General features: G+C 71.4%; 16 protein-coding genes. 12 read left to right on the forward strand and 4 right to left on the reverse strand.

The features are described from left to right. Positions 1 to 20: 20 nt before the first annotated feature. Complete coding sequence (locus ACIRL2_RS24360; protein WP_395866786.1) at positions 21 to 1169, reverse strand: ABC transporter ATP-binding protein; 1149 nt, start codon at positions 1167 to 1169, stop codon at positions 21 to 23. Positions 1170 to 1338: 169 nt separating this feature from the next. Between ACIRL2_RS24360 and ACIRL2_RS24365 the strand changes: the two genes are divergently transcribed. From ACIRL2_RS24365 to ACIRL2_RS24380, 4 genes are all read left to right on the forward strand, one after another. Then, complete coding sequence (locus ACIRL2_RS24365; protein WP_395867032.1) at positions 1339 to 2079, forward strand: ABC transporter permease; 741 nt, start codon at positions 1339 to 1341, stop codon at positions 2077 to 2079. Continuing rightward, positions 2076 to 2750: an ABC transporter permease gene (locus ACIRL2_RS24370; RefSeq protein ID WP_395866788.1), complete on the forward strand. Its 675-nt coding sequence runs from the start codon at positions 2076 to 2078 to the stop codon at positions 2748 to 2750. Before ACIRL2_RS24365 ends, ACIRL2_RS24370 begins: the two co-directional genes overlap by 4 nt. Positions 2751 to 2773: 23 nt before the next feature. Next, positions 2774 to 3697 (forward strand): ABC transporter substrate-binding protein, encoded by a 924-nt coding sequence (locus ACIRL2_RS24375; RefSeq protein ID WP_402234615.1) that lies wholly within the window; start codon positions 2774 to 2776, stop codon positions 3695 to 3697. Positions 3698 to 3923: 226 nt separating this feature from the next. Continuing rightward, a complete protein-coding gene (locus tag ACIRL2_RS24380; protein ID WP_402234502.1) occupies positions 3924 to 5480 on the forward strand; it encodes a hypothetical protein in 1557 nt (518 codons plus the stop codon). Between the two features lie 54 nt (positions 5481 to 5534). Here the strand turns inward: ACIRL2_RS24380 and ACIRL2_RS24385 are convergent, their stop codons facing one another. Further along, the gene (locus tag ACIRL2_RS24385; protein WP_402234504.1) at positions 5535 to 6686 is read right to left on the reverse strand and encodes an NADH-quinone oxidoreductase subunit D; all 1152 of its coding nucleotides are present in this window, start codon (positions 6684 to 6686) and stop codon (positions 5535 to 5537) included. Between the two features lie 70 nt (positions 6687 to 6756). Here ACIRL2_RS24385 and ACIRL2_RS24390 point away from each other — a divergent pair, with 70 nt between their 5' ends. The 3 genes from ACIRL2_RS24390 to ACIRL2_RS24400 are packed head-to-tail and all read left to right on the forward strand — an operon-like array spanning position 6757 to position 9911. Continuing rightward, positions 6757 to 7254 (forward strand): PH domain-containing protein, encoded by a 498-nt coding sequence (locus ACIRL2_RS24390; protein ID WP_395866794.1) that lies wholly within the window; start codon positions 6757 to 6759, stop codon positions 7252 to 7254. Then, on the forward strand, positions 7251 to 8621 hold the full coding sequence (locus ACIRL2_RS24395) for a PH domain-containing protein (RefSeq protein WP_402234506.1): 1371 nt from the start codon (positions 7251 to 7253) through the stop codon (positions 8619 to 8621). Before ACIRL2_RS24390 ends, ACIRL2_RS24395 begins: the two co-directional genes overlap by 4 nt. 36 nt (positions 8622 to 8657) lie before the next feature. Beyond that, complete coding sequence (locus ACIRL2_RS24400) at positions 8658 to 9911, forward strand: CaiB/BaiF CoA transferase family protein (RefSeq protein WP_395866798.1); 1254 nt, start codon at positions 8658 to 8660, stop codon at positions 9909 to 9911. A gap of 167 nt (positions 9912 to 10078) precedes the next feature. Here ACIRL2_RS24400 and ACIRL2_RS24405 read toward each other — a convergent pair whose 3' ends face one another. Beyond that, positions 10079 to 11053, reverse strand: a complete 975-nt coding sequence (locus tag ACIRL2_RS24405; RefSeq protein WP_402234508.1) for an SAM-dependent methyltransferase — start codon at positions 11051 to 11053, stop codon at positions 10079 to 10081. A 107-nt stretch (positions 11054 to 11160) separates the two neighbouring features. Between ACIRL2_RS24405 and ACIRL2_RS24410 the strand changes: the two genes are divergently transcribed. The 3 genes from ACIRL2_RS24410 (at position 11161) to ACIRL2_RS24420 (ending at position 14385) form a co-directional block, all read left to right on the forward strand. Further along, complete coding sequence (locus tag ACIRL2_RS24410; RefSeq protein ID WP_395866802.1) at positions 11161 to 12339, forward strand: sensor histidine kinase; 1179 nt, start codon at positions 11161 to 11163, stop codon at positions 12337 to 12339. Between the two features lie 118 nt (positions 12340 to 12457). Continuing rightward, positions 12458 to 13690 (forward strand): histidine kinase, encoded by a 1233-nt coding sequence (locus ACIRL2_RS24415; protein ID WP_402234510.1) that lies wholly within the window; start codon positions 12458 to 12460, stop codon positions 13688 to 13690. Then, entirely contained in the window at positions 13687 to 14385 is a 699-nt protein-coding gene (locus ACIRL2_RS24420) for a response regulator (RefSeq protein WP_402234511.1), read from the forward strand. Before ACIRL2_RS24415 ends, ACIRL2_RS24420 begins: the two co-directional genes overlap by 4 nt. Before the next feature lie 177 nt (positions 14386 to 14562). On the opposite strand, the gene ACIRL2_RS24425 is transcribed toward ACIRL2_RS24420, so the two are convergent. Next, entirely contained in the window at positions 14563 to 15372 is an 810-nt protein-coding gene (locus ACIRL2_RS24425) for an SDR family NAD(P)-dependent oxidoreductase (protein ID WP_395866808.1), read from the reverse strand. Positions 15373 to 15511: 139 nt separating this feature from the next. Here ACIRL2_RS24425 and ACIRL2_RS24430 point away from each other — a divergent pair, with 139 nt between their 5' ends. Together ACIRL2_RS24430 and ACIRL2_RS24435 are read left to right on the forward strand one after the other, a co-directional pair. Continuing rightward, the gene (locus ACIRL2_RS24430; protein ID WP_395866810.1) at positions 15512 to 15970 is read left to right on the forward strand and encodes a 2,4'-dihydroxyacetophenone dioxygenase family protein; all 459 of its coding nucleotides are present in this window, start codon (positions 15512 to 15514) and stop codon (positions 15968 to 15970) included. A gap of 33 nt (positions 15971 to 16003) precedes the next feature. Continuing rightward, positions 16004 to 17185: a cytochrome P450 gene (locus ACIRL2_RS24435; RefSeq protein WP_402234513.1), complete on the forward strand. Its 1182-nt coding sequence runs from the start codon at positions 16004 to 16006 to the stop codon at positions 17183 to 17185. Positions 17186 to 17511 lie beyond the last annotated feature (326 nt).

The raw sequence follows: 17511 nt of genomic DNA on the forward strand, positions 1-17511 counted from the left end.
GACGTCGGCCGAAGGCCCGCTCAGCCCTCGATGGTGTCCAGCACGACGTCGGCCAACGGGATGTCCCGCTCCTCGGCACCGATCGAGCGCCGCAACGCCTCGTGCAGCCGCGCCGGCGTGAGCACGCCCACGAAGCGGTCGCCGTCCACCACCGCGATCCACCCGGCGTCGTGCTGGAGCATCTCGCCGAACGCCTGCTTGAGCGACGCGCGCACCGGCACCCAGGCCTCCATCCGGCGGGCCCGGTCGCGCACCGTGCCGCCGACCGCGCGATCGTCGACCCAGCCGTGCAGGTTGCCCTCGTCGTCGAGCACCACGGCCCAGCGCGAGTCGGCCGCGCGCAGCTTCGCGAGTGCCTCCGACATCGGCTCGTCCAGGCGCACGACCGGTGGCAGTTCGAGGTCCTCGGGGGTGATCTCGGTCACCGACAGGCGCTTGAGGCCCCGATCGGCGCCGACGAAGTCGGCGACGTAGTCGTTGGCCGGCGCGCCCAGCACGCTGGAGGGGGTGTCGAACTGCTCGATGTGGCCGCCCATCGAGAAGACCGCCATCCGGTCGCCGAGCCGAACCGCCTCCTCGATGTCGTGCGTGACGAACAACACCGTCTTCTTCAACTCGCCCTGGAGCCGGAGGAACTCGCTCTGCAGGCGCTCGCGGACCACCGGGTCCACCGCGCCGAACGGCTCGTCCATCAGCAGTACGGGCGGATCGGCCGCGAGCGCGCGGGCCACCCCGACCCGCTGGCGCTGGCCACCGGAAAGCTGGTGCGGGTAGCGGTCGCCGAGTCTGGTCGGGTCCAGGCCGACCAGTTCGAGCAGTTCGACGCCGCGTGCCCGCGCCTTCTTGCGATCCCAGCCCAGCAGGCTCGGCACGGTGACCGTGTTCTCCAGCACGGTGCGGTGCGGGAACAGGCCGCCTGACTGGATCACGTAGCCCATCCGCCGACGCAGCTTGACCGGGTCGGCATGGGTGATGTCCTCGTCGTCCAGGAAGATCTGGCCGGATGTGGGCTCGATCAGCCGGTTGACCATCTTCATCGTGGTGGTCTTGCCGCAGCCGGACGGGCCGACCAGGGTGACCAGCTCGCCCGTGGCGACCTCCAGGGACAGTTCCGCGACCGCCTCGGTGCCGTCGGGGTACCGCTTGGTGACGCGGTCGAGCCGGATCATGGGGACCCTCCGGGGGCATGGCTGGCGATCGTGGCAGGTGTCCGGAGACCCGGATGTTTCCCGGCCCCCAGGGGTGGCAACGTACCCGGGTGCCTCCCCTCACACACCGGGTGTGTCCGCCGTCACGGGAATGCCCGTCGGACCACTGGGGTAGGGTCCGCCCGTGATTGTGGCCTCCGGTGACTGCCTGAAGCGCAACTCGTGGGTCTGCGGGAAGTACCTCGACGAGTACTCCGGGGAGATCACCACCGCGTTGCGCGAACACGTCTATCTGACCGTCGTCTCGGTGACGATCGGTCTGCTCGTCGCGTTCCCGATGGCGCTGGCGGCCCGTCGGTGGCGACTGACCGGCAGCGTGCTGCTCGGCTCGACCACGATCCTGTACACGATCCCCTCGCTCGCGATGTTCGCGATCCTCCAGCCGTTCACCGGCCTGACCGAGACGACGGTCATCATCGGCCTGGTGTTGTACTCGCTGACCATCCTGGTGCGGAACATGCTGGCCGGCCTGCGGTCGGTGCCGCCGGATGTGGTGGAGTCGGCGAAGGGCATGGGGTATGGACCCGGGCGGCTGCTGTTCCAGGTCGAACTGCCGCTCGCGCTGCCCGCGATCATGGCCGGCGTACGGGTCGCCACGGTGTCCACCGTCGCGCTCACCACGGTCGGCGCGATCGTGGGCTCCGGCGGGTTGGGCAACCTGATCTATTCGGGCATCGACACGCTCTTCAAGGCACAGGTGTTGACCGCGTCGGTGTTGTGTGTCGCGCTGGCGATCGCGGCCGACCTGCTGTTGCTGGGCGTACAGCGGCTGTTGACCCCGTGGGAGCGAACGGGTGGGCGCAAACGGCGGCTGCCGCTGGTGTCCGCGCCGACCGCCGAGGTCGACGTGCGGGCGGAGGCGGCGGCGTGAACGTACTCGGGGACGCCTGGGACTGGTTGGCCGACGGCGCGAACTGGAGCGGCGAGAGCGGGGTGTGGAATCGGCTCACCGAGCACATCGTGCTCACCGTGGTGTGTGTGCTGATCGCGGTCGCGATCGCGTTGCCGTTCGCGCTGTGGCTGGGTCATCTGGGCAAGGGCGGCGCGCTGGCGATCAACATCTCCAACATCGGGCGCGCCATCCCGACGTTCGCGGTGCTGGTGCTGCTCGGGCTGAGCCCGATCGGCATGGGCGACACCGCGACGATCATCGCGCTCGTGCTGTTCGCGATCCCGCCGGTGCTCACCAACGCGTACGTCGGTATGCGCCAGGTGGACCGGGACGTGGTCGAGGCCTCGCGCGGCATGGGCATGACGGGCGGCCAGATGTTGTTCCGGGTCGAGCTGCCCCTGGCACTTCCGTTGATCATGACGGGAATTCGAACGTGTGCCGTTCAGGTTGTTGCCACGGCAACACTCGCGGCACTGGTCGCGGGGGGCGGTCTCGGGCGCATCGTCACGGCCGGTTTCGACCTGCAGGACAACGGCCAGGTGGTGGCGGGGGCGATCCTCGTGGCCGCGCTGGCTCTGGTGGTGGAGGGCCTGTTCGCGCTCGTGCAGCGGTTCACGGCCCGGACGCCGCGTGGCGGTGTGACCTCGTGAGAACGGAAAGGGCGGTGCATCGCATGCTTATGCGGCGCGGCAAGACGGGCATGACGGTCGGCGTGGCGGCGGGGCTTTCCCTGGTCTTCCTGGTGGGCGCGACCGGGTGTTCCTCCTCGGACGACGACAAGACGGTGGTCGGTTCGGCCGGATTCACCGAGTCCGAGATCCTGGCGCAGATGTACAAACAGTTGCTCGACAAGGGCGGGGTGAAGGCGAGCATCAAGACGGTCAAGAACCGTGAGCTCTACGAACCCGAGCTGGAGAAGGGCAAGATCGCGGTCGTGCCGGAGTACGCGGCGACGATGGCGGAGTTCTTGAACCGAAAGAAGAACGGCCCGGACGCCGCGCCGGTGGCCTCCCCGGATGTCGCGGCGACGGTGGCCGCGCTGAACACGCTGGCCGGCCCGGCCGGGCTCAAGTCCGGTACCGCGTCGCAGGCGGTGGACCAGAACGCGTTCGCGGTGACCAAGGACTTCGCCGCCAAGTACAACCTGAAGACCCTCTCCGATCTGGGCAAGGCGGGTGTCGAGGTGAAGATCGCGGCGGGCGAGGAGTGCAAGACGCGCCCGTTCTGCGCCCCGGGCCTGGAGAAGACGTACGGCATCAAGGTGGGCAACGTGGACCCGCTCGGCGTCGGCACCACCGCCGCCAAGCAGGCGGTCAAGGACGGCAAGGACCAACTGGTCCTGACCACTTCGACGGACGCCACGCTCGACCAGTTCGGTCTGGTCGTCCTCACGGACGACAAGAAGCTGCAAAACGCCGACAACGTCATTCCGGTGGTCAATTCCGGCAAGGCCGACAAGATTCTGCCGCTGGTCGACAAGCTCGCCCCCGTTCTCACCACCGAGGACCTGACCGCACTCAACAAGCAGGTCGACGAGGACCGCAAGAAGCCGGCGGATGTGGCCAAGGCCTACTTGAAGTCCAAGAACCTGATCTGATCCGCGCGGCGAATTCCGCGATATCGGCGCAACACTCCACGCCGGCCGGGCAGTTCAATAGCCCGGCCGGCGTTTGGGGTCGATTCGGCCGAAGGCCGGCGCGCATTCGGCCCGACCGGTGTTCGAGGCCGACCCGGCCAAGTTCCCACCACGGAAAGCAAAAAACCCGCACCAACGGCAACCCCCGCACCAAGATGAACGCCGTATGCGCGCTAACGTCTGCTGCATGCCACGTGGACGCCATCGCTCGGTCTCGACCGCCACACGCATATCCCTGCTTGCCGCCATATGCGCGCCGGCGCTCGTCGCCGTCGTCCTGGCGGTCGTCGCGGGAGGTGCGACCACACTTCGAATCGCCGTGCTGCTCGGTGTGTCCTCCGCCGCCGGCGCCCTGGCGTGGGTGGTCCGCGGAAGCACCGCACACCACCGGCGGTCGGCCGAGGAGGCCATCGCGCGGCGTCGGGAGCGGGAACGCATGGCCGACGAGCTACGCGCGGCGATCGAGCGGGCCGGCGAGCACGAACTCGCCCTGGAACGGGCCGGCGCATCGGCCGCCGCCCACCTGGTGTCGCGTCCGCAGCCGTTGACCCCGGACCTGTTCGCGCGCGGTGCGGCGGTCCTGGACCTGCTGGACCGCCGAGCCGGCGAGGCGCGTCCGACGGCTCCGTCCATCGTTCCGGCGGTGCGCCGGCCACCGGTGTCCTCACCGGACCTGGTTCCGGCCTACGCGGCCTCGGTGTTCGGCCCGTCCGCGCGACCGCGGCCCGCCGAGCCGACGCACGCGCCGCGAGCACCGCAAGCGCCGCAGGCGCCGGTACGCGAGCCGGTACGCGCCGAGGAGCGCCGCACGGCCGATGTGCGGCCGAGCCCGGCGCGCGCCGCCGAGACGCCGCGCGAGGCCGCGCCGACGGTGCGCGAGCCGGTGCCGACCGGGCGCCCCGTCGCGCCGATCGAGACGGCCCCGGGCGCCGCGGCCCCGGAGCCCATCCCGGTACGCCCCTCTACTCCCCTCGCACCCGAGACCGCGCCGGCCGCCGTCACGCGACCCGCCTCGCCGATCGCGCCGCCCACCGAACTCACCCGGACCGCCGAGCGCACGCCGGAGACGCCGGCCGAGTCCGAGGTCGCCGCCGAGGCGACCGCGACGGAGGATGCCCCCACCCGCTCCGCGAGCGCACCCGTCGCCGCGCCCGCACCGGCCGAGGCGCCCGCGCCCGCCGAGGCGAGTGGACCCGCCGTCGAGGTGACCGAGGCCGCACCCGTCGCCGCTTCGGCCGCGCCGGCCGAGGTGGCGGAGTCGGCCGACTCCGAGACCGCCGAGGTCACCCGGATGGTGCGGGACAAGGTGCTGGAGGTGACCCGCCGCGTGGCCGACTCCGGCGCGTCCGGCCGGTTCGACTTCTTCGCGCCGCGTGCCGCCCTGGCCGAGCCCGAGGCGACCGGCTTCCTGACCGACGAGCTGTTCGGCTCCGACGCGCGCTACGACGCGCTCGTCGCCGGCCGCCCGCACGAGGACGAGGTCGAGCCGGCCGAGGCGACCTTTGCCCCGGGCCCGGTCGAGGACGACATCGAGGCGGATCGGCTCGCCGACCCGGTGCGCGCCGAGGAGGCTCCCGCCGCACAGCCGGCTCCGGTGCACCGCGGTCACGGCGTACGGTTCGCGCCCGACGAGTCCGACCCGAGCCGTCCGGGTGTGCCGCGGCCCAAGCCGCTGCCGGTGGACCTCACCGCGCACGACGACACCGAGGAGATCCCCCGGATCGACGTCCGAAAGCACGCCTGACCCGGCCGGCGCCCGTGGGGCCTGCCCCAGGAGCGCCGACCGGTGTCCCGGCCGTCATTTGTCGACGTCGCCCACGACGAAGAAGAGCGACCCCAGGATCGCCACCATGTCCGCGATCAGGCAGCCCGGCAGCAGCTCGGTCAGCACCTGCACGTTGTTGTAGGACGCCGAGCGCAGCTTGAGCCGCCACGGGGTCTTCTCGCCGCGCGAGACCAGGTAGTAGCCGTTGAGGCCGAGCGGGTTCTCGGTCCACGCGTAGGTGTGGCCCTCGGGCGCCTTGAGCACCTTGGGCAACCGCAGGTTCACCGGACCCTGCGGGAGCCGGTCGAGCCGGTCGCAGCACGCGTCGGCCAGGTCCAGGCTCACGTGTACCTGCTCCAGCAGGCACTCGAACCGGGCCAGACAGTCGCCCTCCCGGCGGGTGACCACGCGCAGCACGTCGGCCAGCTCGCCGTAGGCCAGGTACGGCTCGTCCCGGCGCAGGTCGAAGTCGACCCCGGAGGCCCGCGCGATCGGCCCGCTGACCCCGTAGGCGGCCACCAGGGCAGGCGACAACACGCCCACGCCCCGGGTGCGGGCGCGGAAGATCTCGTTGCCGGAGACCAGGGCGTCCAGGCCCGCCAGCCGGGTGCGCACGGTCGCCACGGCGTGCCGTACCCGCCCCGTCCAGCCCGCCGGCAGATCCTCCTTGAGCCCGCCGACCCGGTTGAACATGAAGTGCATCCGGCCGCCGGAGATCTCCTCCATCACCGCCTGGATCTCCTCACGCTCGCGGAACGCGTGGAAGATCGGGGTGATCGCGCCCAGCTCCAGCGGATACGAACCGAGGAACATCAGATGGTTGAGCACCCGGTTCAGCTCGGCGAGCAGGGTTCGCGCCCACACCGCGCGCTGCGGCACCTCCATGCCCAGCATGCGCTCCACGGCGAGCACCACGCCCAGCTCGTTCGCGAACGCGCTCAACCAGTCGTGCCGGTTGGCCAGCATCACGATCTGCCGGTAGTCGCGCACCTCGAAGAGCTTCTCCGCGCCGCGATGCATGTAGCCCACGATCGGCTCGGCGGAGACGATCCGCTCGCCGTCGAGTACGAGTCGCAGCCTCAGCACGCCGTGCGTGGAGGGGTGCTGGGGCCCGATGTTGAGCACCATGTCGGTCGTGTCGAGCTGGTCGGCGCCGATACCCACGCCCACGGTCCTGGCGGTCATGGACCCTGAGTCTGCCAGTAGTGGTGTGCTCCTTCGCACCCTTGTATGCCCACCTGGGAAGGTTGCCCGTATGAAACCGGCCGATGACGCCCTGGCTCCGCCCGATCTCGACTGGCGTGCCGTCTCGGAACAGCTCTACCGCATGCGCCGCGCCCTGCTGGTCGGCGCCTGCGCGCTGCTCGCCCTGGTCGGCGGCGGCCTGCTCGCGTGGCTCGTCGCGTGGTGGGTCGGCGCGGTGCTCGCGCTCGCCGGCGTCGGGGTCGCCGCCTGGGGTCTCCCGGCGATCCGGCGCAACCAGCGCTCGTGGCGCTACGCGGAGCGGGCCGACGACCTGCTGATCGCGCACGGCGTGCAGTTTCGCCGCCTGGTCGTGGTGCCGTACGGGCGGATGCAGTTCGTGGACGTCGAGGCGGGTCCGCTGGAGCGCCGGTTCGGCATCGCCACGGTGACTTTGCACACCGCCTCGGCCTCCTCGGACGCGGTCGTGCGCGGCCTGCCGCCGGCCGAGGCCGCGCGGCTGCGCGACCGGCTCGCGGCGCTCGGCGAGGCCCGATCGGCGGGGCTGTGAGCACCGGGGTCGAACGGCCGGTCGAGCACCCCGGCGAACCGCGCCGCCTGCACCCGCTGACCCCGCCCGCGCGCGGCTGGGTGGTGATCGCGGCCTGCCTGGGTGTGGTGGTCCACAACGTCAACTCCGGGTGGGCGACCCCGAGCCGCCTGATGATCGGGCTGGGCGTGGTGGTGCCGCTCGCGTTCGGGTACGGATACGTCTCGTGGTGGTTCACCACGTTCCGGATCGAGGGCGACGACCTGCGGCTGGACTCCGGCGTGTTGTTCCGGCGCACCCGGCACGTGCGGTTGTCCCGGCTCCAGGCGGTCGACATCGTCCGGCCGCTGGCCGCCCGGCTGTTCGGTCTCGCCGAGCTCCAACTCCAGGTGGCCGGCGGGGAACGGGCCGAGGCGAGCCTGTCCTACCTGGGCGAGGCGGACGCGCAGCGGCTGCGCGCCGAACTGCTCGCGCGCGCCGCGGGGGTGCGCCCGGACGTGGGGGAGGCGCCCGAACAGACGCTGGTGTCGGTGCCGCTGTCGGCGGTGGTCGGCTCGGTGCTGCTGTCGGTGGGCACCTGGGCCGCGCTCGCGCCCAGCGTGGCGGTGGTGGTGCTGGCCTTCGCGCTGCACGCGCCCGCGTTCGTGTTCGGCTCGGTGCCGCTGTTCCTGGCCGCCTGGCAGTTCACCGCGGGACGGGTGATCCGGAACTTCGACTTCACCGTGGCCGGTTCGCCGGACGGCCTGCGACTGCGGCACGGCCTGCTCGAACAGCGGCACCAGACGGTTCCGCCGGGCCGGGTCCAGGCGGTGCGGATCGTGCAGCCGTGGTTGTGGCGGCTGCGCGGGTGGGTGCGGGTCGAGATCAACGTGGCCGGCTACGGCGGCAAGGACGCCGACGCCAAGGAGACGATCCTGCTGCCGGTCGCGCCGCGCGCGGTCGCGCACGGCCTGCTCGGGCAGGTCCTGCCGGGTGTGCACGTCGACGCGATCGAGCTGATCCCGGCCCCGCGCCGGGCCCGCTGGCACGACCCGGTCGGCTGGTCGGTGTACGCCTACGGCGCGGACGCCGAGGTGTTCGTGGCCCGCAGCGGTCGGTTCCACCGGATCCTGGACGTGATCCCGCACGCGAAGGTGCAGAGCGTACGGCGGACCCAGGGGCCGTGGGAGCGCCGGCTCGGCCTGGCCACCGTGCACCTGGATTCCACGCCTGGCCCGGTGCATGTCAAGGCGGCCCGACGGGACGCGGCCGAGGCGCACACGATGGTCGCCGAACAGGCCGAGCGCTCGCGCGTCGGACGCCGCGGCGCGGGCGCGGAACGCTGGATCCACAACGCATCTGACAGTTCGTCAGGTTCCGCCTCTTCCCTCGGAGAGGGCGCCGGTTAATATCTGACGCATCGTCATATTCGCAGGGAGGCAGCGATGAGTCAGGTCGAGTCGAAGGGTGGAGCCCCGCTCGCGGGGGTTCGCATCATCGAGTGTTCGATGCTGGGGCCGGCCGCGATCACCTCGTCGCTGGTGGACCTGGGCGCCGAGGTGATCAAGATCGAGCCGCCGCAGGGCGACTACATCCGGGACATGACGTGGCCGATCGTGGAGGGCTCGTCGCTGATGCACCTCCACGTCAACCGGGGCAAGAAGTCCCTGGTCCTGGATCTGCGCAAGCCCGAGGCGATCGAGACGTTCAAGGCCCTGGTCAAGGACGCCGACGCGGTGATCGAGGCGATGCGGCCGGGCGGTCTGGCCCGGCGCGGGATCGGCTACGAGGACTTGAGGAAGATCAACCCGAGGATCGTGTTCTGCACGATCTCCGGCTACGGCGCCACCGGTCCGTACCGGGACATGCCCAGCCACGGCGTCGCCTACGACACCTGGGCCGGCGTGGTGAAGCCCGCGATCGACGAGGACGGCTTCCCGTACCTGCCCGAGCACGCCTCGATCGGCATCCACGCCGGCCCGATGTTCGGCGCGCTCGGTGTGCTCGCGGGCATCATCCGGGCCCGGGCCACCGGCGAGGGCAGTGTGATCGACATCGCCCAGTCCGACGCCGCCGCGTCGATGGACTGGCTGCGCAGCGAGACCTGGAAGGCGTACGAGCGCCCGGAGTCCGAGGTGACCGGCAACAAGTCGGACGACTACGAGCGCCGCGCGCCCGGCACCGGGGGCATGGAGAAGGGCGTGCGCTACCAGATCTACGCGACCAAGGACGACCGGCACGTGTTGTTCATGGCGTCCGAGCAGTCGTTGTGGAAGAACTTCTGCGAGGCGGTGGACCGGGCCGACCTGTTCGAGCGTTGGCCGGGCTCCAAGTACGCGGACCACGCGGTCGGCAACGTCGAGCTGCGAGGCATCCTGCGGGACATCTTCGCGACGCGCACCGCGCGGGAGTGGATCGAGTTCGGCAACGAGGCGAACACGCCGATCGCGCCGGTGAACACGCCGCAGACGATCGCCGAGGACCCGCAGTTCCAGCACCGGTTCCCGTGGATCGGCCAGGATCGGCTCGGCGCGGAGCAGCTCCCGTCGCCGATCAAGTTCGTCGGCGAGACGCTGCCGGTGCCGGAGCGGGCGCCGACGGTCGGGCAGCACAGCGCGGCCGTTCTGGCGGACCTGCTCGGGTACGACGAGGCCAGGATCGCCGAGCTTCGGGCGGCGGGTGCGCTCGGTAACAGCTGAGATTGGCCTCGAGCGCCGGCCGGGCTGGATTTGGTTGGCTTCCAGCGCCGGCCGGGCCGAGGGGTGGCCGCAAGCGCCGGCCGGGCTGAATGCGGTTGGCTTCCAGTGCCGGGCAGGCTGGATTCGGTTGGTTCTCAGGGGTCGCAGTCGGGCGGTCTCGGGGCCGGTCAGGGGCGGAGGCGGGCGGGGACGTTCATGCCCACGCCCTGGGCCAGCCAGTGGAAGTCGCCGAGGCCGCCCTTCGCGGTGAGTTCGCCGGCCTCGCCCGCGTCGCGCAGGCCGGCGAGGTAGCCGACCGGATCGGTGCGGGCCAGTTCGTACGGCGGTCGGTGGCCGACCACGCCCAGCGCGCGCAGGGCGTGTCGCTGGGTGGTCAGGACCGTGTCGCGCGCCCCGGCCGCCTCGCCCGCCGCGGCCACCGCGTCCATCGCGACATGGCAGGTCACATCGCAGGTGCCGTCCGGAACCGGCGGCACCTGCCGGCCCTGCCGATACCCGGCGAGCGTGCCGTACGGCGGGCGCCCGTCGGCCAGGTGCCCGTAGTCGATCGCCACCGCGACCCCCCGCTCCAGCCGCTCGATCGCGCCCGCCCACGCGAGGTCCCGCGGGTCGCCGATCTCCGCGCGCGCGCCCGGTTCCGCGCCGACCAGTGGCCACCAGCGGTCCAGCCAGCGCGCGTCCCGGTCGTCGGTGACCGCGCCGAGCCGCTCGTGGCCCGAGCGCACGTCCACCTCGACCAGCCTGGGCACGCCGTGCTCGTCCACCTCCGCGACGTCGGCCGGCACGTTGTCCAGCCACTCGTTGGCGATCAGCAGCGCGGTTCGGCCCGGTGGGATCTCCGGCCCCCAGGCGATCGACGGCGGCAGGGCCTCCGGCCGGTCGGCGACGTCCACGCCGATCAGTTCCAGGTGCGGCGCGATCCGACACAGCGCGATCAGCAGTTCGCCGCGCCCGGCGCCCACGTCCACGACGGTGTCCAGGCCCGCGGTCCGGGCCAGGTCGGCCAGCGCGCGGGCGAACAGCGGGGAGGCGTGTACCGAGGTGCGGAAATGGCCGGCGGGGCCCTCGGCCCGGCGGTAGAAGCCCTCGGCTCCGTACAACGCCCGACGGGTGGCTTCCTTCCAGGTCAGCCGTCGTTCCATCGCACCCGACGGTACCGGCCCCGGATCGCGCCCGTGCGACCGAGGTCGGTTCTGTGCCGGTCCGTCCGGAGTGCGAGCGAACGGATGTGCCCGTCTACCCTGCCTGTGTGCATCACCTGTACGCCTGGCTCCGTGGACGCCCCCTGCTCGTGGACGGAGCATGGGCGCTGCTGCTGCTCATGTTCGGCCTGTTCGAGGTGATCATCGATCAGCCCGGGCCGCCCGACGTCCCGCATCTGATCGCGCTCGGCACGATGTCGATCGTGCTGCTGATCCGCCGGCGCAATCCCACCCTCGCGCTGGTGGTCACCGTCGCGATCGGGATCTTCCAGCTCTTCGACGACATACCGCCGGGCCTGGAGGCGCTCGCGATGCCCGCGATCGCCTACAGCGCGGCCGCGTACAGCCCGCGCTGGGCGTCGCGCACGGCGCTCGTGGGCGGGGTGCTCGCGCCGATCGCGGCGATGTTGCGCTGGTGGGACAACCCGGATGTACCGACCACCGGCATCGTCTTCTTCACGCTGCTGCTGATGGGCCCGTTCGTGATCGCGTGGGTGCTGGGCGATTCGATGCGCACCCGGCGGGCGTACTACGTCGAATTGGAGGACCGGGCCGACCGGTTGGAGCGCGAGCGGGACCAGCAGGCGCAGATCGCGGCGGCGAGCGAGCGGGCCCGGATCGCGCGCGAACTGCACGACGTGGTCGCGCACAACGTGTCGGTGATGGTGGTGCAGGCCGACGGCGCGGCGTACGCGCTGGACGGAGCGCCGGAGTTGACCCGCGAGGCGCTCGGCACGATCTCCGCCACCGGGCGCGAGGCGCTCGCCGAGATGCGCCGACTGCTGGGCGTGCTGCGCTCGCAGAACGAGGGCGACGCGTATGTCCCACAACCGGGCGTCGAGCAGCTCGAGGACCTGCTGGAGCGGGTGCGCAGCGCGGGCCTGCCGGTCGGTCTGGCGGTCGAGGGGGTGCCGGTCGAACTGCCTCAGGGCGTCGCGTTGACCGTGTACCGGATCGTCCAGGAGGCGCTGACCAACACCCGCAAGCACGGTGGGCCGAACGCCGAGGCGATGGTGCGGCTGCGCTATCTCGGCGAGGACGTCGAACTGGACGTGGGCGACGACGGCCGCGGCGCGGCGGCCCCGGGCGACGGGATGGGCCACGGTCTGGTCGGCATGGGCGAGCGGGTCGCGCTGTTCGGCGGTCGGTTGGAGACCGGACCCCGGTCGGGCGGCGGCTGGCAGGTCCGGGCCCGATTGCCGGTACGCCCGGGGGAGGGCTCCTGAGCCGTCCGGACGGCACTCCGGGCGTGCTTGCCGCATTGCCGGGTGCGACTTGTGGCGGAGGACCGATTCGGTACGTCGGTTGACGCGCGCACGACCCGGTGCCGCGTAGCGTCGAAGTGTGCAACGAATCTACGCGTGGCTGCGAGCGCACCCCTTGTGGGTCGACTCGGTGTGCACGATTCCGATCCTCGGCCTCGCACTGCTGCAGGTCTTCGAGGACACCACCGCACCCGCTCCGCGCTGGTGGTGGTTCGTGATCGTGATGCTGCTCAGCCTGGGCATGGCGCTGCACCGGGTGCGGCCCCTGACCGCGACCGCCATGGTCGTGGTCGGCGGGTTGATGCAGCTGGTCTGGGACGGCACGCTCACCTCGGCCAACTACGCGATGCTCGTCGCGCTGTACACGGCTGCCAAGTCCGGCCCGCGATGGCTCTCGCGCATCGGGCTCGCGATGGTCCTGCTCGGGCCGGCCATCCTGCTCGCGCGCTTCCCGGAATCGAGCGATTCCTCGTTCCGCGACAACGTCATCGGTTTCGGCTTCCTCGTGGTGCTGCTCGCGATCGCGTGGGTGCTGGGCGATTCGATGCGCACCCGCCGGGCGTTCTACGCCGAGTTGGAGGAGCGGGCCACCCGGCTGGAGTTCGAGCGCGACCAGCAGGCGCAGATCGCCGCGGCGGCCGAGCGGGCCCGGATCGCGCGCGAACTGCACGACGTGGTCGCGCACAACGTGTCGGTGATGGTGGTGCAGGCCGACGGCGCGGCGTACGCGATCGACTCGTCGCCGGACCGGGCCCGCGAGGCGCTGGGCACGATCGCGGCGACCGGACGCGAGGCGCTGGCCGAGATGCGTCGGCTGCTGGGCGTGCTGCGCTCGCAGGCCGAGACCGACGCGTACGTACCGCAGCCGGGCGTGGACCAACTCGGCGAACTGGTCGAGCAGGTGCGCACCACCGGTCTCAACGTCGAGCTCCGGGTCGAGGGGGTGCCGGTCGAACTGCCGCAGAGCGTCGCGCTGACCGCGTACCGGATCGTCCAGGAGGCACTGACGAACACCCGCAAACACGCCGGCCCCGATGCCACCGCGACGGTCGGTGTGGGCTACGGGGAAGATGGCCTGGAGATGGAGATCAGCGACGACGGGCGGGGCGCCGCGGCTCCCGGCGACGGCATGGGCCACGGCCTGGTCGGTATGCGCGAGCGGGTCGCGATGCTGGGTGGTCGGTTGCGGACCGGGCCCAGCGTCGGCGGAGGGTGGTCGGTCAGCGCGATGTTGCCCTACTCGGGCCGCCCCGACTCCTCGTCCGTCTCCTCCGGCACGCCCAACAGGACGACTCTTCAAGGAGCTCAGTGAGCATCAAGGTGATGCTGGTCGACGACCAGGAATTGCTGCGGACCGGCTTCACCATGGTGTTGCAGGCGCAGCCGGACATGAGCGTGGTCGCCGAGGCCGGCGACGGTGTCGAGGCGCTCGACAAGCTTCGGCACGTGGACGTCGACGTGGTCCTGATGGACGTGCGGATGCCCCGGATGGACGGGGTCGAGGCATGCCGGCGGATCTGTGCCGAGGGTGGTGAGAACGCGCTGGTGCTGCCGGAGGGCCGGGCCCGGCCCAAGGTGCTCATGCTGACCACCTTCGACCTGGACGAGTACGCGTTCGCCGCGCTCAAGGCCGGGGCCAGCGGCTTCCTGCTCAAGGACGTGCCGCCGCCGGAACTGCTGTCCGGGATCCGCGCGGTGGCCTCCGGTGACGCGGTGGTCGCGCCGAGCACCACCAAGCGTCTGCTCGACCGGTTCGCGCCGATCCTGCCCAGCGACCACGAACCCCGGCCGGACGTTGTGGACGCGCTCACCGAGCGCGAGCTGGAGGTGATGATGTTGGTCGCCCAGGGCCTGTCCAACGCGGAGATCGCTCAGCGGCTGTTCCTGTCCGAGGCCACCATCAAGACCCACGTCGGCCGCATCCTGATGAAGCTCGGGCTGCGCGACCGGGTCCAGGTCGTGGTGCTCGCGTACGAGACGGGCCTGGTCAAGGCCCGGGGCCGCTAGGCGCGGTGCCAGGCGGCGCGGACCCACCAGGATCCGCCGGGACAGGGCCTGGCACCCGTCCCGAGGACCTGTGTCCGGGATCGTGAACGCGGGTCGGGCGATCGCCCGACCCGCGTTCGGTGTCCGGCCGGCCCGCGTCGGCCGGTCGATCGGTGGATCTGTCGGTGTATCGGTGGATCAGTCGGTGTAGAAGCCGCCGTCCGGGTGCAACATCTCGCCGGTGAAGTAGGACGACTGGTCGCTCGCCAGGAACAGCGCCGCGTTGGCCACCTCGCGGGCGCTGCCCATCCGGCCCAGCGGCACGCTGCCGAGCAGGCGCTGCTCCAGTTCGGGCATCCCGCGCAGGACCGCCGTCATGTTGGTCTCGATGAAGCCCGGTCCGATCGCGTTGACCCGGATCCCGGCCGGTCCGAGCGCGAGCGCGGCCTGCTTGGTCAGCATCCACACGCCGGCCTTGGACACCGAATAGGCCGCCGAGCCGGCCTCGGGGTGCTTCGCGGCGATCGACGCGATGGTGATGATCGAGCCGCGCCGGCCGCCGGCCACCATCCAGCGCGCGGCGGCCTGGACCGCCAGCAGCGTGCCGGTCAGGTTCACGTCGAGCACGCGCTGCCACTCGGCCAGGGGGCTGTCCACGAATCGTTTGATCGGGTCGCGTTCGACCGCGGCCCGGTTGCTCGGCCGCCCGCTGACGTAGTCGGCCGTACTGATGCCCGCGGCGGTGACCAGGACGTCGATCGCGCCGAACGTGTCGATCGCGTGCTGCATCACCGTCCCGGTGTCCGTGGGGCTGCTCGCGTCGGTGTGCATGTAGGTGGCCCGCCGGCCACGTTTCTCGACCGCCTCGATGGTGTCCATCGCGGCTTCGTCGAGAAGATCGGCGACCACGATGTCGGCGCCCTCCTCGGCGAACCGCTCGCAGCACGCGCGGCCGATCCCGTTGGCGCCGCCGGTGACCACGGCGACCCTCCCGTCGAGCTGTCCCATCTCCCGCTCCCCATCTCCATCCCCCCGCGTGTGCGATCGATGGTGTTGCCCATCCCACGCGACCCTCGAAACTCCCCGATCCTTGAGGCATGCTGTTACACCGTTACAGGAGCAGTGATCGCCTCCGGGAGGAACCCGCATGACCACCACCGCAGCCGGCCGCCCCGCCGTGCACATCGGGGCAGAGGACCTGCCGTTCGTCGAGATCGGCGACGGCAACAAGCTCAAGGTGCTGTGCGTCAAGGAGGAGGAGGGCCTCTGGATCGTGGAGAACATCTTCCAGCCCGGCTTCGCCGTCGAGACGCACCGCCACACCGGCCCGGTCTACGGCTACACCACGTCCGGCGCGTGGAAGTACGCCGAGTACGACTACGTCAACCGGGCCGGCTCGTTCCTGTACGAGCCCGCCGGTTCGGTGCACACGCTCACCTGCGTCGAGCCCGACACCCGGGTGTGGTTCCAGATGTACGGCGCCAACCTCAACCTGGACGCCGAGGGCAACATCACCTCGGTCACCGACGGCGCCGGCACGCTGCGCGCCTACTACGCCCTGTGCGAGGCGCAGGGCTTCGGTCGGCCGAACGTGCTCGTGGGCTGACGACGTGCGATCCGCGGTTGCGAGGGAGACGCCATGACCAGCACGCCCGACCTGATCCGACCCGACCTCTACAGCCCCGAGGGGTATCTCGACGGGCCGCCGCACGCGCTGTTCGCCGAGCTGCGCCGGACCGATCCCGTGTACTGGCAGGACATCCCGGGGCAACCGGGCTACTGGGCCGTGCTCAGGCACGCCGACGTCGAGTACGTGTCGCAGAATCCGGCGATCTTCTCCGCCGAGGCGGGCGGGATCATCCTGGAGGACCTCGAACCCGAGCGGCTCGAAGCCCTGCGCGGCACGTTGTTGTCGATGGATCCGCCGCGCCACCGCGCGTACCGCAAGCCGCTGGTGAAGTCCTTCACCGCGAAGGTGGTCGGCGGCATGGCGGACCGGATCCGGACCATCTGCCGGGAGATCTTCGCGCGCGTGGGCACCGGCGACGTCGAGTTCGTGCACGACGTCACCTCCGGCCTGCCGACCCAGGTGATCGGCGAGCTGATGGGCCTGCCCGCGGCGGACTGGGACCACATCCACGAGCTGGCCGAGCGGAACACCGCGGGCGAGGGCGGCCGGGCGGCGATCGAGATGGCCCGCTACGCGATCGGCTTCGCCGCGCGGCGCCGGGCCGAGGAACCGCGCGAGGACATCACCTCGCTGATCCTGGAGTCCGAGTTCGGTGGCCGGATGATGACCGACCTCGACTTCGGCCAGTTCTTCGTGCAACTGGTCACCGCCGGCAACGACACCACCAAGACCATGCTGTCCGCCGGACTGCACGCGCTGCTGAGCCATCCCGACCAGCTCGCCGCGCTGCGCGCGGATCGCGCCCTGGTGCCGGGCGCGGTCGAGGAGATCCTGCGCTGGGCCAACCCGCTGCACTACTTCCGCCGAACCGCCACCCGGGACACCGAGCTGCGCGGGGTGTCGATCAAGGCGGGCGACAAGGTGGCCATGTACTACACCTCGGCGAACCGCGACGAGGAGGTCTTCGCCGACCCGCAGCGCTTCGACATCACCCGCAGGCCCAACCCGCACCTGTCGTTCGGCTTCGCCGAGCACTTCTGTCTGGGCGTGCACATCGCGCGCCTGGAGGGCCGGGTGTTCTTCGAGGAGCTGCTCGCGACCTATCCCACGATCGAGGCGACCGGCGAGCCCGAACGGTTGCGCTCGAACCTCAACAACGCGCTCACCCGATTGCCGGTCCGGCTCGGCTAGGGCCGGTTTCCGGACAGGTCCCGGGTCCCGTCCGGGGGCGGTGTGGACTCGGATCGGACCGGGTTCCCCTCCGGTCCGGCGGTGCGGAGCGGACGGATCCCGGGATCCGTCCGCTCCGGGGGCGGTGCCGACCTGCCGTCCCGGGAGTGACCGACGGTGACCGGGCGTGATCCGGCCGAAGCGGCCGGTCTCTGCGGTGGCACGCGAGCGGTCCGCCAGGGCCGCCCTCGCGCCCTTAGCCGGCCGCGAGGCATGCGATCGCGGTCAAAAGGGGACACATAAGCGACCGACTCAGGGAAAGAAGAGGGCCGAACCCTCGCACCTGG

Source organism: Embleya sp. NPDC127516 (assembly GCF_044765325.1).
Lineage (GTDB): Bacteria > Actinomycetota > Actinomycetes > Streptomycetales > Streptomycetaceae > Embleya.

What these genes read in the sequence shown, in the direction of transcription:
- ACIRL2_RS24430 (WP_395866810.1), top strand. Translation starts at nt 15,512, where the DNA reads ATGACCACCACCGCAGCCGGCCGCCCCGCCGTGCACATCGGGGCAGAG.
- ACIRL2_RS24425 (WP_395866808.1), bottom strand. Translation starts at nt 15,372, where the DNA reads ATGGGACAGCTCGACGGGAGGGTCGCCGTGGTCACCGGCGGCGCCAAC.
- ACIRL2_RS24375 (WP_402234615.1), top strand. Translation starts at nt 2,774, where the DNA reads ATGCTTATGCGGCGCGGCAAGACGGGCATGACGGTCGGCGTGGCGGCG.
- ACIRL2_RS24380 (WP_402234502.1), top strand. Translation starts at nt 3,924, where the DNA reads ATGCCACGTGGACGCCATCGCTCGGTCTCGACCGCCACACGCATATCC.
- ACIRL2_RS24400 (WP_395866798.1), top strand. Translation starts at nt 8,658, where the DNA reads ATGAGTCAGGTCGAGTCGAAGGGTGGAGCCCCGCTCGCGGGGGTTCGC.
- ACIRL2_RS24360 (WP_395866786.1), bottom strand. Translation starts at nt 1,169, where the DNA reads ATGATCCGGCTCGACCGCGTCACCAAGCGGTACCCCGACGGCACCGAG.
- ACIRL2_RS24390 (WP_395866794.1), top strand. Translation starts at nt 6,757, where the DNA reads ATGAAACCGGCCGATGACGCCCTGGCTCCGCCCGATCTCGACTGGCGT.
- ACIRL2_RS24405 (WP_402234508.1), bottom strand. Translation starts at nt 11,053, where the DNA reads ATGGAACGACGGCTGACCTGGAAGGAAGCCACCCGTCGGGCGTTGTAC.
- ACIRL2_RS24435 (WP_402234513.1), top strand. Translation starts at nt 16,004, where the DNA reads ATGACCAGCACGCCCGACCTGATCCGACCCGACCTCTACAGCCCCGAG.
- ACIRL2_RS24385 (WP_402234504.1), bottom strand. Translation starts at nt 6,686, where the DNA reads ATGACCGCCAGGACCGTGGGCGTGGGTATCGGCGCCGACCAGCTCGAC.